Annotated in this window: 17 protein-coding genes and 1 other RNA gene; 7 read left to right on the top strand and 11 right to left on the bottom strand. The window is 61.5% G+C overall.

Annotated features, from left to right (window positions below):
- Positions 1-13 precede the first annotated feature (13 nt).
- The 6 genes from NF676_RS26010 to NF676_RS26035 form a co-directional block, all read right to left on the bottom strand.
- The gene (locus tag NF676_RS26010) at positions 14-1,018 is read right to left on the bottom strand and encodes an extracellular solute-binding protein (RefSeq protein ID WP_056791711.1); all 1,005 of its coding nucleotides are present in this window, start codon (positions 1,016-1,018) and stop codon (positions 14-16) included.
- Positions 1,019-1,238: 220 nt separating this feature from the next.
- Positions 1,239-2,456 carry a 2-octaprenyl-3-methyl-6-methoxy-1,4-benzoquinol hydroxylase gene (locus tag NF676_RS26015; RefSeq protein WP_252887992.1) on the bottom strand — a complete coding sequence of 406 codons (1,218 nt, stop codon included), beginning with the start codon at positions 2,454-2,456 and terminating at the stop codon, positions 1,239-1,241.
- Between the two features lie 9 nt (positions 2,457-2,465).
- Positions 2,466-2,951 carry a DUF4442 domain-containing protein gene (locus tag NF676_RS26020; protein WP_041476891.1) on the bottom strand — a complete coding sequence of 162 codons (486 nt, stop codon included), beginning with the start codon at positions 2,949-2,951 and terminating at the stop codon, positions 2,466-2,468.
- Positions 2,944-4,131, bottom strand: a complete 1,188-nt coding sequence (ubiH, locus tag NF676_RS26025) for a 2-octaprenyl-6-methoxyphenyl hydroxylase (protein ID WP_076564500.1) — start codon at positions 4,129-4,131, stop codon at positions 2,944-2,946. Before ubiH ends, NF676_RS26020 begins: the two co-directional genes overlap by 8 nt.
- Positions 4,128-5,462, bottom strand: a complete 1,335-nt coding sequence (gene pepP / locus NF676_RS26030) for a Xaa-Pro aminopeptidase (RefSeq protein ID WP_041476895.1) — start codon at positions 5,460-5,462, stop codon at positions 4,128-4,130. The genes ubiH and pepP overlap by 4 nt, the downstream gene beginning before the upstream one ends.
- 27 nt (positions 5,463-5,489) lie before the next feature.
- On the bottom strand, positions 5,490-6,050 hold the full coding sequence (locus NF676_RS26035; protein ID WP_041476897.1) for a YecA/YgfB family protein: 561 nt from the start codon (positions 6,048-6,050) through the stop codon (positions 5,490-5,492).
- 125 nt (positions 6,051-6,175) lie between these two features.
- Here NF676_RS26035 and NF676_RS26040 point away from each other — a divergent pair, with 125 nt between their 5' ends.
- The 4 genes from NF676_RS26040 to NF676_RS26055 all read left to right on the top strand — a co-directional run bounded on the left by NF676_RS26040 (position 6,176) and on the right by NF676_RS26055 (position 7,594).
- Positions 6,176-6,385: a TIGR02449 family protein gene (locus NF676_RS26040; protein WP_007911197.1), complete on the top strand. Its 210-nt coding sequence runs from the start codon at positions 6,176-6,178 to the stop codon at positions 6,383-6,385.
- Positions 6,382-6,699: a cell division protein ZapA gene (locus NF676_RS26045; protein ID WP_016772632.1), complete on the top strand. Its 318-nt coding sequence runs from the start codon at positions 6,382-6,384 to the stop codon at positions 6,697-6,699. The genes NF676_RS26040 and NF676_RS26045 overlap by 4 nt, the downstream gene beginning before the upstream one ends.
- A gap of 30 nt (positions 6,700-6,729) precedes the next feature.
- Positions 6,730-6,908, top strand: a non-coding RNA gene (gene ssrS, locus NF676_RS26050) — 6S RNA.
- Between the two features lie 80 nt (positions 6,909-6,988).
- Complete coding sequence (locus NF676_RS26055) at positions 6,989-7,594, top strand: 5-formyltetrahydrofolate cyclo-ligase (protein ID WP_125925392.1); 606 nt, start codon at positions 6,989-6,991, stop codon at positions 7,592-7,594.
- 35 nt (positions 7,595-7,629) lie between these two features.
- On the opposite strand, the gene NF676_RS26060 is transcribed toward NF676_RS26055, so the two are convergent.
- Positions 7,630-7,785: a hypothetical protein gene (locus NF676_RS26060; RefSeq protein ID WP_024014743.1), complete on the bottom strand. Its 156-nt coding sequence runs from the start codon at positions 7,783-7,785 to the stop codon at positions 7,630-7,632.
- Between the two features lie 197 nt (positions 7,786-7,982).
- On the opposite strand from NF676_RS26060, the gene NF676_RS26065 reads away from it, so the two are divergent.
- A complete protein-coding gene (locus NF676_RS26065; RefSeq protein ID WP_252868452.1) occupies positions 7,983-8,435 on the top strand; it encodes an EVE domain-containing protein in 453 nt (150 codons plus the stop codon).
- 141 nt (positions 8,436-8,576) lie between these two features.
- On the opposite strand, the gene NF676_RS26070 is transcribed toward NF676_RS26065, so the two are convergent.
- Positions 8,577-8,984: a flagellar basal body-associated protein FliL gene (locus NF676_RS26070; RefSeq protein ID WP_056791694.1), complete on the bottom strand. Its 408-nt coding sequence runs from the start codon at positions 8,982-8,984 to the stop codon at positions 8,577-8,579.
- Between the two features lie 150 nt (positions 8,985-9,134).
- On the opposite strand from NF676_RS26070, the gene NF676_RS26075 reads away from it, so the two are divergent.
- Together NF676_RS26075 and glpT are read left to right on the top strand one after the other, a co-directional pair.
- Positions 9,135-10,112 carry an NADPH:quinone oxidoreductase family protein gene (locus NF676_RS26075; protein ID WP_122603415.1) on the top strand — a complete coding sequence of 326 codons (978 nt, stop codon included), beginning with the start codon at positions 9,135-9,137 and terminating at the stop codon, positions 10,110-10,112.
- A 257-nt stretch (positions 10,113-10,369) separates the two neighbouring features.
- Positions 10,370-11,719, top strand: coding sequence for a glycerol-3-phosphate transporter (gene glpT, locus NF676_RS26080; RefSeq protein ID WP_024014747.1), 1,350 nt, complete (start codon positions 10,370-10,372; stop codon positions 11,717-11,719).
- Here the strand turns inward: glpT and NF676_RS26085 are convergent.
- From NF676_RS26085 to ubiD, 3 genes are all read right to left on the bottom strand, one after another.
- Positions 11,695-12,363, bottom strand: a complete 669-nt coding sequence (locus tag NF676_RS26085; protein WP_024014748.1) for a gamma-glutamylcyclotransferase — start codon at positions 12,361-12,363, stop codon at positions 11,695-11,697. The genes glpT and NF676_RS26085 overlap by 25 nt on opposite strands.
- Positions 12,364-12,547: 184 nt before the next feature.
- Complete coding sequence (locus tag NF676_RS26090; RefSeq protein WP_252886961.1) at positions 12,548-13,516, bottom strand: CDP-6-deoxy-delta-3,4-glucoseen reductase; 969 nt, start codon at positions 13,514-13,516, stop codon at positions 12,548-12,550.
- On the bottom strand, positions 13,516-14,982 hold the full coding sequence (ubiD, locus tag NF676_RS26095; protein WP_039757427.1) for a 4-hydroxy-3-polyprenylbenzoate decarboxylase: 1,467 nt from the start codon (positions 14,980-14,982) through the stop codon (positions 13,516-13,518). The genes NF676_RS26090 and ubiD overlap by 1 nt, the downstream gene beginning before the upstream one ends.
- Positions 14,983-15,119: the final 137 nt, after the last annotated feature.

The raw sequence follows: 15,119 nt of genomic DNA on the forward strand, positions 1-15,119 counted from the left end.
TACACGAAACGCCTCAGTTCCACCCCGCCCGATCCATCATCCGGATCGCCTCGGCCTGACGTTTACCCGCCACCTCAACCGGCAACGTATCAGCAACAAACTTGCCCCACGCCGCCACCTCTTCCGATGGCGCCACCGCCGGGTTGGCCGGGAATTCCTGGTTCACATCAGCAAAAATCTTCTGTGCCTCAGGCGTGGTCATCCATTCGACCAGCGCCTTGGCCGCTTCCGGGTGCGGTGCATGTTTGGTCAGGCCGATGCCCGACAGGTTCACATGCACACCGCGATCGGCCTGATTCGGCCAGAACAGCTTCACCGGCAATTCAGGCTTCTGCTTGTGCAGGCGACCGTAGTAGTAGGTGTTGACGATGCCAACGTCACACTGCCCGGCGTTGATCGCTTCCAGCACTGCAACGTCATCGGAGAACACGTCAGTGGACAGGTTGTTGACCCAGCCCTTGAGGATTTTCTCGGTCTTCTCGGCGCCGTGGACTTCGATCATGGTCGCAGTCAACGACTGGTTGTAGACCTTCTTCGCCGTGCGCAGGCACAGGCGGCCTTCCCAGTTCTTGTCGGCCAGCGCTTCGTAGGTGGTCAGTTCGCCCGGCTTCACCCGCTCGGTGGAATAGGCGATGGTCCGTGCGCGCAGGCTCAGGCCGGTCCAGGCGTGGGTGGACGAGCGATATTGCTGAGGAATATTGGCGTCGATGGTTTTCGAGGTGAATGGCTGGAGGATGCCCATCTGCTCGGCCTGCCACAGGTTGCCGGCATCGACGGTAAGCAGCAGATCGGCGGTGGCGGTTTCGCCTTCGGCCTTGATGCGCTGCATCAGCGGCGCTTCCTTGTCGGTGATGAACTTGATCTTCACCCCGGTCTTGGCGGTGTAGGCATCGAATACCGGTTTGATCAGCTCATCGATGCGCGACGAGTACACCACCACCTCATCGGCGGCCTGGGCAGTGGTGCTGCCGATCAGGGTCAAGGCCAGTGCGGTCAGAAGACGCTTGGGTGCCAACATGGGAGTGGTCTCACGGTCGGGAAAGGTGGGCCAAATGATAAGGACTCACATTTACCACCACAATCGAACACTGGGGGAAGGCGTTACCAGATGTTGCACGGCTCAAAACTGCGGTAAGTGGGCGGACGCTTTCGCGAGCAGGCTCGCTCCCACATTGGAATGCATCTCAACAGTGGGAGCGAGCCTGCTCGCGAAGGGGCCATCAGCCTCAATGAGGCGGTCAGGGCTTTGCCAGAGTTGGAAGATCCCCAGTCAACCCCAGCGCCTCGCGCACAAACAACGCCTTCGCCTCGGGCATCTGCTCGACCAGTTTCAATCCGGCATTGCGCAACCAGCGCAGCGGCAGGGGGTCGGCCTGGAACAACCGCTCGAAGCCTTCCATCGCTGCCATCAGCGCCAGATTGTGCGGCATGCGCCGACGCTCGTAGCGGCTCAGCACCTTCACGTCCGCCAGTCGCTCACCGCGCTGATGCGCTTGCAGGAGCACTTCCGCCAGCACCGCTGCATCGAGGAAACCAAGGTTCACACCCTGCCCCGCCAACGGGTGAATGGTGTGCGCCGCATCACCGATCAAGGCCAGGCCCTCAGCGACGTAGCGCTTGGCATGGCGCTGACGCAGCGGCACGCACAGACGCGGATCGGCGTTGATCACTTCACCGAGGCGCCCTTCGAAGGCTCGCTCCAGCTCAGCGCAAAACGCCGTCTCCTCGAGTGCCATCAGGCGCTCGGCTTCACCCGGCGTGGTCGACCAGACGATCGAACACCAGTCCTGCTGACCATCACGCTCCAGTGGCAAAAACGCCAGCGGCCCGTGATCGGTAAAGCGCTGCCAGGCGGTTTTGCGGTGCGGCTGGCTGCAGCGCACGCTCGTCACAATGGCGTGATGCAGATAATCCCACTCGCGGGTCGCCACGCCGGTCAGACGGCGCACAGCAGAATTGGCGCCATCGGCCGCGATCACCAGCGGCGCGCGCAAGGTGCGGCCGTCGGCCAGGGTCAGCAGCCAGTCATCGCCGGAGCGACGCATCTGCTCCAGCCGCGCATTGGCCAACATGCCGAGGTCGCAATCATGCAAACGCTCGAGCAGCGCATCCTGGACCACGCGATTTTCGACGATGTGGCCGAGCACATCGGCATGCACGCTGTTGGCCGAGAAATGAATCTGCCCGGTGCCGCTGCCGTCCCACACGTGCATGTCGGTGTACGGGCTGCTGCGCCGCTGGGCGATGCCGTCCCAGACACCGAGGCGCTCGAGAATACGCTGGCTCGCCGCCGACAATGCACTGACGCGCGGTTCGAACGCCGCTTCGGCAGCGAAGGGTTTGACACTCAGCGGGCTACCGTCGAGCAACAGCACTTCCAGCCCACTGTCCTGTAACGCCAGCGCCAGGGCGCTGCCGACCATTCCGGCTCCGACAATCAGCACATCTGCGCGCATTTCCATGCTTTAGGCCTGTCTCGCTTGCGGCTTGAGCCGCACGTAAAGGGTTTTACCGACCCGCGCCACAAGGTTGCCGGCGCCGTCATGAATGTCGACCTGCAACTGCGGCAGGTATTTCTCGCCGTTGGCGGTCTGCCGGCGGATCTCGTCGAGCAGGGTCTGGTCGATGTTGAACCGGGCGAACACCGGGCCTTTGCCCGGCGCAATGAAATCGATGTCGGCGGCCTTGTCCCAGACGATGTATTTCGGACCGAGGTTTTCCATGAGCATCAACATGAAGAACGGGTCGACCATCGAATACAGACTGCCGCCAAACTGGGTGCCGACATAGTTGCGGTTGTACCAGCCCAACCCCATGGACACCTGCACATCGCGAAAGTCATCGCTGATGTGGCGCACCCGCACACCCGCGCCGAGATATGGCGGGTAGCAGGTCATTACCCAGCGCATCAATCGTGCCTTGCCGAATGTGTTGCTCAGCCACTCAAGCATCCGGACGGGTTCCCAGGCCCATCGCCTGCCGGGCGAACCAGCGCTTGGCCGGTGGCAGCAGATCGAGGCCGAGCAGGCCGAGGTTGCGCCCCAGCGACACCAGCGGCTGGGTGCTGCCGAACAGGCGCGTGACCTGATCGGAGAAGCCCACCGTCAGGTCCTGATCGAGGCGCTGCCGTTCGCGATAGGCCTGCAACGTGGCGAAGTCGCCCAGCGGCTTGTCGCTGGCCAGCAGCGCGGCAGCCAAGGCGTCGGCGTCACGCAGCGACAAGTTGAAGCCCTGGCCGGCGATCGGGTGCAGGCTGTGTGCGGCGTTGCCGAGCACGGCCAGATGCGAGCGCACCTGTTCTTCAGCTTCGATCAGTGACAGCGGATAAAGATGCCGTGCGCCGACCTGTTTCAAAGTGCCGAGGCGGTAACCGAATACGCCTTGCAGCTCGCTGAGAAAATCACGTTCGCTCAATTCAGTCAGACGCTGCGCATCCATGCCCAGACGGGTCCAGACCAGCGCGCAACGGTTGTCCGGCAGCGGCAGCAGGGCCATCGGCCCCTCATCGGTGAAGCGCTCGAAGGCCATGCCGTTGTGCGCTTCACTCGGGGTGATGTTGGCGATCAGTGCGCTCTGGTTGTAAGGGCGAGTGCGCACGTTGATGCCCAACTGTTCGCGCAGCCCGGAACGGCCGCCATCGGCGAGCACCGCGAGATCGCATTCCAGCGTGGTTTCATCGTTGAGGGTCAGGCGATAGCCATCGGCCAACGGCTCCATGCGCGTGACTTCCGCCGGGCAGCGCCACGTGATCACGTCTTTGTCGAGGTGCTGCCACAGGCACTGGCCGAGCCAGGCGTTCTCCACCACGTAACCGAGCGCTGGCACACCCTCTTCCATCGCCGACAAGCGCGCGGTGGAGAAACGGCCACGGTCGGAGACATGAATCTGTTTGATCGGCTCGGCGCGGCGGGAGATTTCCTGCCACACGCCCAGGCGCTGATAAATCTGCCGCGAGCCGAACGACAACGCCGAGGAGCGGGCGTCGTAGCTCGGCTGCCAGTTGTCGCCGGGGGCGAACGGTTCGATCAGGACGATTTTCCAGCCCTGCGCCTTGGCCCCGGCCTGCAACGCCAACGCCAGACTGGCGCCGACCAGACCGCCACCGATGATTGCCAGATTGACTCGACTCATGCTGCGTGTGTCCTTGCTTGTGCCATCAGCGCTTCGATCTCGGCGACGGTTTTTGGCACGCCGCTGGTGAGGATTTCACAGCCGGATCGGGTCACGACCACGTCATCCTCGATGCGCACGCCAATGCCGCGCCATTTCTTCGCCACGTTCTGATTGTCCGCCGCGATGTAGATACCCGGCTCCACGGTCAGCGCCATGCCGACTTCCAGCACGCGCCATTCGCCGCCGACCTTGTACTCGCCGACGTCATGCACATCCATGCCCAGCCAGTGGCCGGCGCGGTGCATATAAAAAGCCTTGTAGGCTTCGCTGGCGATCAACTCGTCAACCTCGCCCTGCAACAAGCCAAGCTTGACCAGACCTGCGGTGATCACCCGCACCGTGGCTTCGTGCGCCTGGTTCCAGTGCTTGTTGGGGGCAATCTCGGCGAATGCCGCTTCCTGCGAAGCCAGCACCAACTCGTAGATCGCCTTCTGCTCTGGCGAGAACCTGCCATTGACCGGCCAGGTGCGGGTGATGTCGCTGGCGTAGCAATCGATCTCGCAACCGGCGTCTATCAACACCAAATCGCCGTCCTTGAGCAACGCGTCATTCTGCTGGTAATGCAGGATGCAGCTGTTGCGCCCGGCGGCGACGATCGAACCGTAGGCCGGCATCTTCGCCCCGCCCTTGCGGAATTCGTAATCCAGCTCGGCTTCGAGGCTGTATTCATACAGCCCCGGACGACTGGCCTGCATCGCGCGGATATGCGCCTGCGCCGAAATCCGCGCGGCTTCGCGCATCACCTTCACTTCTGCCGCCGATTTATACAGGCGCATGTCGTGCAGGAGGTGATCCAGGGCAACGAATTCATTCGGCGGCTGCGCACCGAGGTGCGCCTTGGAGCGGATCACGTTGATCCAGTCCATCAGGTGTCGATCGAATTCAGGGTTGCTGCCCATCGCCGAATACACCCGGTCGCGGCCTTCGATCAGGCCGGGGAGAATGTCGTCGATGTCAGTAATCGGAAAGGCGTCGTCGGCGCCGTACTCGCGGATCGCGCCTTCCTGCCCTGCGCGCAGGCCATCCCACAATTCGCGTTCGGCGTTGCGTTCACGGCAGAACAGGATGTACTCGCCGTGCTCGCGGCCGGGCATCAGGACGATGACGGCCTGGGGCTCGGGAAAACCGCTGAGGTACTGGAAGTCGCTGTCCTGACGGTAGACGTGCTCGACGTCGCGGTTGCGGATGGCCACCGCGGCGGCGGGCAGGATCGCGATGCTGTTGGGTTCCATCTGCGCCATCAGGGCCTTGCGGCGACGGCTGTATTCCGCTTTGGGGATATGGGTCATGGGCAGATGGCTTTCCCTGGCACGCGATTAATGCAGCGAAGGTTTGGCCGCTGGCGGCACATCGGACTTCTTGGTTTCCGAGAACAGCAGCAGAGGCGCGACGCGCAGGTATTCCATGACTTCCATGTAGTCGGATTCGCCGTCTTCGGATTCTTCCAGCGCGTCCTGCACCTGGGAAATGGCGGCCAGATCCTGCAGCACTTCGGTGGCTTCGGTGCTGAGCATGCTGCTGTCGCGGCAGTTCAGGCCGAAACCGCTGAGGAAGCCCTGGCACCACTCGCCCAGCGCAGCAGCGCGGTCGGCCAGCGGTGCATCGTCGGTCGGCAGCAGCAGCACGACAGTGACGTCGTCGCCGGTCAGCTCGCCTTTGACCATCTCCTGCAGGCCGATCAGGGCGTTGCGGACGTTGTCCTGGATGTCGCCTTCGAGCAGTTCGGCGGCGTCGATCAGCCAGCCTTCGTGATCGAAGCCGGCCCCGGCGCAACTGCGCCCGAGCAGCACGCCGTGCAGTTCGGCAGGCGAGACGTTGTGGCCGCTGGCAGTCAGCAGGGTGGCAAAGGCTTGGTACGGGGAATTCGCAATGGTCATGGGCAGCTAGGCGCCAGACGGCGCTATGTCTAGAATGAAGGCCTTGTATCCTACATCGACAGCCCCGCCAAGACCATTAAAGGCTGTCCGCCAGTTACCACCCATCAGACGAACACGTGGACCCAATGGAAGACACCGACCTGCAAGCGCTGATGGCCAGACTCGAACTGCTGATTGGCCGAGTCGAGCAACTTAAGAGTCAAAACGCACTCTTACTAGCTCAGGAAAAAACCTGGCGCGAGGAACGCGCTCACCTCATTGAAAAAAACGAAATCGCCCGGCGTAAGGTCGAATCGATGATTTCGCGCCTCAAGGCCCTGGAGCAAGACTCATGAGTTCAAGCAATAGCGTTACCGTGCAGATCCTCGACAAAGAGTATTCGATCATCTGCCCGCCGGAAGAACGCAGCAATCTGGTCAGTGCCGCCCGCTACCTGGACGGCAAGATGCGCGAGATCCGCAGCAGCGGCAAAGTCATCGGCGCCGATCGCATTGCCGTGATGGCCGCGCTGAACATCACCCACGACCTGTTGCACAAAGAAGAGCGCCCGGACATCCAGGCCAGCGGTTCGACCCGCGAACAGGTACGCGACTTGCTCGATCGTGTCGATCTGGTCCTGGCCGACGATCAGAACACCGCCAAGGGCTGATTCGACTGACAGCTTGAGGTATACTCGCGGCACTCCCTGGGGTGCTTGCCAGTTGACGATGTCCCGGAGCCGATTCGCACTACCCTGGAAGTTGCACGTTGGGCTGGTGTGCATGTCCGCTAGACGGAAAGCCTTAAAGTCTACTGCTTCTTCCACCTTGAACTTTCGGGTTCAAGGGCTGAGTTGACAGCGGTTCATCCGGGGAGCCTGATTCGAATCCGATGTCGGTGTATGCCGACATCGGATTTTTTATGCGTACGTTTTTGCATCCACCTGCCGAAGCCGAACCATGACCGAACCCGCGCTGCTGCCCCGCCCGCAACTCCGCCGCCTGCTGCGCAAGGCGCGCCGCGCACTGACGCCGGGCGAACAACGCCGGGCTGCCAAAGGCCTGTTCCGGCAATTGGCGCAAGACCCGCACTTTCGCCGGGCGAAACATATCTCTCTGTATTTGCCCACCGACGGTGAAATCGATCCGCGCCTGCTCCTGCGCGAAGCCCAGCGTCGCGGCAAGGCGACTTATCTGCCGGTACTCAGCGCGTGGCCACGAACGAAAATGGTCTTCCAGCGCATCCGCCCCGGCGAAAAGCTCACGCCCAATCGTTTCCGCATCCTCGAGCCCCGGGCCAATCTGGCTCGGCAACGCAAGGTCTGGACGCTGGATCTGGTGCTGTTGCCGCTGGTGGGGTTTGACGATGTCGGCGGACGCTTGGGCATGGGCGGCGGGTTTTATGATCGCAGCCTCGCCTATCTGGCCCGGCGCAAGAACTGGCGCAAGCCGACGCTGCTGGGCCTGGCCCATGAGTGTCAGAAGGTCGAGCGTCTGGCGCAGGCGAGCTGGGATGTGCCGTTACAAGGCACGGTCACCGACAAGGCGTGGTATTTCGCAGAGTAGACGCCGCATGGAACAGCGGCGTCGAAGAGATAGGTTCAGCGTTTGAAAGCGGTCGACTGTTGCACCTGTTGCGCCACTTCAATCGGCGCGTCGGTCTTGTTCGCCCACAGGCTCTGCGCGTAACCGGTGGTCACCACACCCAGGCCAAACAAAATTACCAAAGTCCATAGCAAATCCGGTTTGCGTTTCATCGATTGCCCCCCTCAAGGCACATCATCACGATGACAGCAGCGGTTTCCGTTCGTAGGCCGTGCAGCAGCGTCAAGCTTTAAAGGCCGGCATTTTGCGGCAACGTGAACCTGTGCGCAAACGCTGACGTCAACCGACTGTCGGTTTGTCATAAAATTGCCCGACAACCTGCCCAATGACCGCTTCAGGAGCACACGACATGGCCTACTGGCTGATGAAATCAGAGCCCGACGAACTCTCGATCAAGGGCCTGGAAAAGCTCGGCAAAGCGCGCTGGGACGGGGTTCGCAACTATCAGGCGCGCAATTTCCTGCGGGCGATGGCGGTCGGTGACGAGTTCTTTTTCTACCATTCCAGCTGCCCCGAGCCGGGGATTGCCGGGATTGGCAAAATTATCCAAGCAGCGTATCCCGATCCGACGGCGCTGGAGCCGCAGAGCCATTACTTCGATCCGAAGGCCACCGCGCAGAAGAATGCCTGGAGCGCCATCGACGTGGCGCACGTCGAAACCTTTGCGCGAGTCTTGAAGCTCGACTACCTGAAACAGCAGACCGCGCTGGCAGAAATGCCGCTGGTGCAGAAAGGCTCGCGGTTGTCGGTGATGCCGGTGACGACGGAGCAGTGGGCGGCAGTTATCGCGCTCAAACCCTGATTCATTTTTGCCTGATAAATAGCTTTCGCGAGCAGGCTCGCTCCCACAGTGGATTGGTGGTGATGCACATTTTTGCATTCACCGAATAACCCTGTGGGAGCGAGCCTGCTCGCGAAGGGGCCTGCCCGGACAGCGAATGACTTACTGAATGATCAGGTTGTTGAACAACAGATCCTCAACAACAGGCTTGCCGGTCTCGTCATTCATGACCTGCTGGGTCTGCTTCAACGCTTCCTGACGCAGCTTTTCCTTGCCCTCGATGCTGCCCATCGCCTCGGTCGACTGCTGAGTGAACAACGCCACCAGCTGATTGCGGATCAGCGGCTCGTTGGCCTTGACCAGTTTGGTCGCCTCCTCACCAGTCACACGCAATGCCACATCGGCCTTGTAGACCTTGAGCTTGGCGGTGCCGTCCAGGCCATAGTTGCCGACGAACGGCGGGCTCAGGGTGATGTAATTGACCTTCGGCGCCTCGCCTTCTTTGGCTTCTTCGGCCAGTGCTGCCACAGGCAGAGACAGGGCCAGCAACAACATGATCCACGCTTTCACAATTCGCTCCTTATCCGGTTTGCGGCCTAGCATAACGACCCGCCGCGCAAGCACAAGCTTATGGCTGACTATCAGGGCCGGGCATGCTCGTTGACCCGTTGATTCACACACCTACACTTATCGGCCATCACTCCCAAAGGAATAGCCCTGATGAAAGCCGTGCTGTGCAAAGCCTTCGGCCCTGCCGAATCGCTGGTGCTGGAAGACGTCGCCAGTCCTGTCGCGAAGAAGAATGAAATCCTGCTGGACGTGCACGCTGCCGGAGTCAATTTCCCGGACACGCTGATCATCGAGGGCAAGTACCAGTTCAAACCGCCCTTCCCGTTTTCGCCAGGCGGTGAAGCGGCGGGCGTGGTGCGCGAAGTCGGGGAAAAGGTCAGCCATCTGAAAGTCGGCGACCGGGTCATGGCGCTGACCGGTTGGGGCAGTTTTGCCGAGCAGGTGGCGGTGCCGGGCTACAACGTCCTGCCGATTCCGCCGTCGATGGATTTCAACGTCGCCGCTGCATTCAGCATGACCTACGGCACGTCGATGCACGCGCTCAAGCAACGCGCCAACCTGCAACCGGGCGAAACCCTGCTGGTGCTCGGCGCGTCGGGCGGCGTCGGCCTCGCCGCTGTGGAGATCGGCAAAGCCATGGGCGCCCGCGTGATCGCCGCCGCCAGCAGCGCCGAGAAACTCGCGGTGGCCAAGGCTGCCGGCGCCGATGAGCTGATCAATTACAGCGAAGCCAGCCTCAAGGACGAGATCAAACGCCTCACCGACGGCCAGGGCGCCGACGTGATCTACGACCCGGTCGGCGGCGACCTGTTCGACCAGGCCATCCGCGCCATCGCCTGGAACGGCCGCCTGCTGGTGGTCGGCTTCGCCAGCGGACGCATCCCCGAACTGCCGGTCAACCTCGCCCTGCTCAAAGGCGCGGCGGTGCTCGGCGTGTTCTGGGGCTCCTTTGCCCAGCGCCAGCCCCAGGACAACGCAGCCAACTTCCAGCAGCTGTTTGCCTGGTTTGCCGAGGGCAAGCTGAAACCTCTGGTATCGCAGGTGTATCCGCTGAGCAATACCGCGCAGGCGATCGATGATCTCGGCCAGCGCAAGGCTGTGGGCAAGGTTGTCGTTCAGGTTCGTTAACAACATGGAGCGATCCGGAGCAACCATCCGGATCGCTTTAACGCTCAGATCCGCCTCGCCAACACGTTAAACCGCAGAAACCCACCCGAGCCACCATTCCCTCAGCGCCGCCTTCTTATCTCAGAGCGACATGTTCATAAAGGAACGCTCATCTGCCCAAATTTCCGCTGTTTTGCCGACGTGAAGCGATGCTATTTTCGGTAACGAAACTGTAACATTCGCATCCGCAGTCAAAACAAGAAAACTGGAGCTCTTGAATGTTTGCTTTCTTTCGTCCTGCCGCACATCAGGCTCCATTGCCTGAAGAAAAAATAGACAGCACCTACCGCCGCCTGCGCTGGCAGATCTTCGCCGGTATCTTTATCGGCTACGCCGGTTACTACCTGCTGCGCAAGAACTTCTCCTTGGCCATGCCGTACCTGATCGACGAAGGCTACAGCCGTGGCGACCTCGGCTTGGCGATGTCGGCGATCGCCATTGCTTACGGTCTGTCGAAGTTCCTCATGGGCCTGGTGTCCGACCGTTCCAACCCGCGCTTCTTCCTGCCGTTCGGTCTGCTGGTCTCGGCCGGGGTGATGTTCATTTTCGGTTTCGCGCCGTGGGCAACGTCCAGCGTGACGATGATGTTCATTCTCCTGTTCATCAACGGCTGGGCGCAGGGCATGGGCTGGCCGCCGAGCGGGCGGACCATGGTGCACTGGTGGTCGCAGAAGGAACGCGGCGGCGTGGTCTCGGTGTGGAACGTGGCGCATAACGTCGGCGGCGGTCTGATCGGCCCGCTGTTCCTGATCGGCATGGGTCTGTTCAACGACTGGCACGCGGCGTTTTACGTCCCGGCAGCGGTCGCGCTGGGCGTGGCGGTATTCGCCTTCATCACCATGCGTGACACCCCGCAATCAGTCGGCCTGCCGCCGATCGAGCAGTACAAGAACGATTACCCGGAAGGCTACGACGCCAGCCACGAAGACGAATTCAGCGCCAAGGAAATCTTCGTCAAATACGTGCTGCGCAACAAAATGCTCTGGTACATCGCTCTGGCCAACGTCTTCGTCTACTTGCTGCGCTACGGCGTGCTGGACTGGGCGCCGACGTACCTGAAGGAAGCCAAGGGCTTCACCGTGGACAAAACCTCGTGGGCCTATTTCTTCTACGAGTGGGCAGGCATCCCGGGCACGCTGCTGTGCGGCTGGATGTCGGACAAGATCTTCCGTGGCAACCGTGGCCTGACCGGCATGGTGTTCATGGCCCTGGTGACTGTCGCGACCCTGGTTTACTGGCTGAATCCGGCAGGCAACCCGATGGTCGACATGATCGCCCTGCTGTCGATCGGCTTCCTGATCTACGGCCCGGTGATGCTGATCGGCCTGCAAGCGCTGGAACTGGCGCCGAAGAAAGCCGCCGGTACCGCAGCGGGCTTCACCGGTCTGTTCGGTTATCTGGGGGGGTCGGTCGCGGCCAGTGCGGCGATGGGCTACACCGTTGACCACTTCGGCTGGGATGGCGGTTTCGTGCTGCTGGTCGGCGCTTGCCTGCTGGCGATGGCGTTCCTTGCGCCAACGCTGTGGCACAAGCAAGTCGCCAGTCAGAGCCGTGAAGCGGTCGCCTGATCGCTGTGTGATTTACAGCGCTTGAGCCGCGCCTCCAGATTTCGATCCGGCATGGCGTGGCTGCGCAGGGCGTGCGCGGTCTGCTCGACATAATCGCGAGTGGTGCCGTAGCGCCCGCTGGCGCTGGCGAACACCTGGCTGAGCACATGGTCCGGCAGGTTGCCAGCATAGCTCGGCAGGTGACGCTCCAGCACGAAGCCCAAGGCCTGCACCTGAGTGCCATCTTCGAGCCGGCAATTGAGCCAGTGCGGGCGATACGACGGAAACGGCATCTCACGTTTCCACAGGGCATACAGCGCGGTATCGAGATTGTCTTCCGGCAAGCGGTAGGCAAAGCCACTGCACGAACCGCCGCGATCCAGACCGAACACCAGGCCGGGCATTTCCGGCGTACCCCGATGCTCGTGGGACCACAGGTACAAGCCGCGATGATAGCCATGCACGCGACCGCGCATGCGCTCGACTGCCGTGCATTCCGGGCGCCAGATCAGCGAACCATAGGCGAACAGCCACACCGGCCCGCCCTTGTGGCGCGCCATGGTCGATTGCATGGAAGCGAGAAGCTGTTCGTGCGTCAGCTGCGGCCCAAGATCGAGCCGCGGAGGGTAAGCCAGGTTCAGAATTGCGTTTTCAATGGCGCTCATGGCGAATAGCGTTCAGCTCCCCGCGGGTGAAGAATTACTTAATAGAACGCACCGCTGTAACAATAAGGCACATATGTTTTAAGGCAAATTAAGTGCCACTGCTTAAATGCCTGATTGATATATAACCTAGCGGTATTTGCCTAATTAGATAAATACCGATCGGCTATATGCCAAGTTATAAGTATCAGGAGCGCGGCGCGTAGGCGAACACATCGGCGCGCATCTGATGCGCATCCATGCCCGCCTCGACCAGCGCGTCCAAGGTGCCGTAAACCATCGCTGGCGAACCGCTGGCATAGACGTGCAGCGCCTTCAGATCGGGGAAATCTTCGCAAACCGCCTCGTGCAGCATCCCGCAGCGCCCTTCCCAGCCGCACTGGTCGCTGACCACTTTGTGCAGGAACAGATTGGGCAGCTTCAGCCATTCGTCCCAGTGCTCGATCTGATAAAAATCTTCCGGGCGGCGTACGCCCCAATACAGATGCACTGGATGCTTGAAGCCTTCGGCGCGGCAATGTTCGATCAGACTGTGAATCTGGCCCATGCCGGTGCCGGCGGCGATCAACACCAGCGGACCGTCGGGCAGCTCCGCAAGATGGGTGTCGCCAAAGGGCAGCTCGACACGCACCATCGGGTTGCGTTGCAGCTGCTTGATCAGGCTCAACGCACTGGTTTCGCGCGCCAGCACATGGATTTCCAGATCACGTCCGCCGTGGGGTGCCGAAGCCATGGAGAACGCCGACTTCTCACCGCTCTCGCGCTCGATCATCAAATATTGCCCGGCGTGATAGCGCGGCGGCTTGCCTGCTGGCGCACGCAGACGCACGCGCCAGGTGTCGCCGCCGACCTCGCGACACTCGATGACCTGACACGACAGGCTGCGCACCGGCAGTTCACCCAGCGCGAGCACGCCATCCCACAGCAGCACGCAGTCTTCCAGCGGTGCGGCGATGCAGGTGTAGAACTCGCCATGATCGTGGACTTTGCCGGCCTGCTCGACGCGGCCCTCCACCAGCAGCGCTGCACACACGTGGCAATTGCCGTTGCGACAGCTTTGCGGGCAGTCATAGCCCAGACGCCGCGCGCCGTCGAGAATCCGCTCACCGGGCTGTATTTCGAGCACTGCTCCGGAAGGCTGCAGGGTTACACGCATCAATCTATTCCTAACTGATTCCAGATGGCATCGATCCGTTGGGTGACGGCGTCGTCCTTGACGATCACGCGACCCCACTCGCGAGTGGTTTCGCCCGGCCACTTGTGGGTGGCATCCAGGCCCATTTTCGAGCCCAGGCCGGAGATCGGCGAGGCGAAGTCGAGGTAGTCGATCGGCGTGTTATCGATCATCACCGTATCGCGCTTGGGATCCATGCGCGTGGTGATAGCCCAGATCACGTCGTTCCAGTCGCGGGCGTTGATATCGTCGTCAGTGACGATAACGAACTTGGTGTACATGAACTGTCGCAAAAACGACCAGACACCGAGCATCACGCGCTTGGCATGCCCCGGATACGACTTCTTCATCGTCACCACGGCCATGCGGTACGAGCAGCCTTCCGGCGGCAGGTAGAAGTCAGTGATCTCCGGGAACTGCTTCTGCAGAATCGGTACGAACACTTCGTTCAGCGCCACGCCGAGAATCGCCGGCTCATCCGGCGGCCGCCCGGTGTAGGTGCTGTGATAGATCGGCTTGATCCGGTGGGTGATGCGCTCGACGGTGAACACCGGGAAGCTGTCGACTTCGTTGTAGTAACCGGTGTGGTCGCCATACGGGCCTTCGTCGGCCATTTCGCCCGGATGAATCACGCCTTCAAGGATGATTTCGGCGGTGGCCGGCACTTGCAGATCGTTGCCACGGCACTTGACCAGTTCGGTACGGTTGCCGCGCAAGAGCCCTGCGAAAGCATATTCGGAAAGGCTGTCCGGCACTGGCGTCACGGCACCGAGAATCGTTGCCGGATCGGCGCCAAGGGCTACGGACACCGGGAACGGCTGGCCCGGGTGCTTCTCGCACCACTCGCGGAAGTCGAGAGCGCCGCCACGATGGCTGAGCCAGCGCATGATCACCTTGTTGCGGCCGATCACTTGCTGGCGGTAGATACCGAGGTTCTGGCGTTCCTTGTTCGGGCCTTTGGTGACCGTCAGGCCCCAAGTGATCAGCGGACCGACGTCGCCGGGCCAGCAGGTCTGCACCGGCAACATCGCCAGATCGACATCGTCGCCTTCGATGACCACTTCCTGGCACACCGCGTCTTTGACGACTTTCGGCGCCATCGAAATGATCTTGCGGAAGATCGGCAGTTTCGACCACGCGTCCTTCAAGCCCTTCGGCGGCTCCGGCTCCTTGAGGAAGGCCAGCAGCTTGCCGATTTCGCGCAGCTCGCTGACCGACTCGGCGCCCATGCCCATGGCCACGCGCTCGGGGGTGCCGAACAGGTTGCCGAGCACCGGAATGTCGTAACCGGTAGGCTTCTCGAACAGCAGTGCCGGGCCTTTGGCCCGCAACGTGCGATCGCACACCTCAGTCATCTCCAGCACCGGCGAGACGGGAATCTGGATGCGTTTCAACTCTCCGCGCTGCTCAAGCTGCTGCACGAAATCCCGAAGATCCTTGAATTTCATTGACGATGGCACCCTCAAAATAGGCGTACATCCTACCTGCTCTGAGGGGCAAACAGCAGCCCGTCATTGCTCGATTGTGGCCCCCGCGCTGCGGCGAAGGCGCAGGCCTCCAACTCGGGAGTGCGCTGCCGACGCCG

This window comes from Pseudomonas siliginis, from assembly GCF_024072275.1.
GTDB lineage: Bacteria > Pseudomonadota > Gammaproteobacteria > Pseudomonadales > Pseudomonadaceae > Aquipseudomonas > Aquipseudomonas siliginis.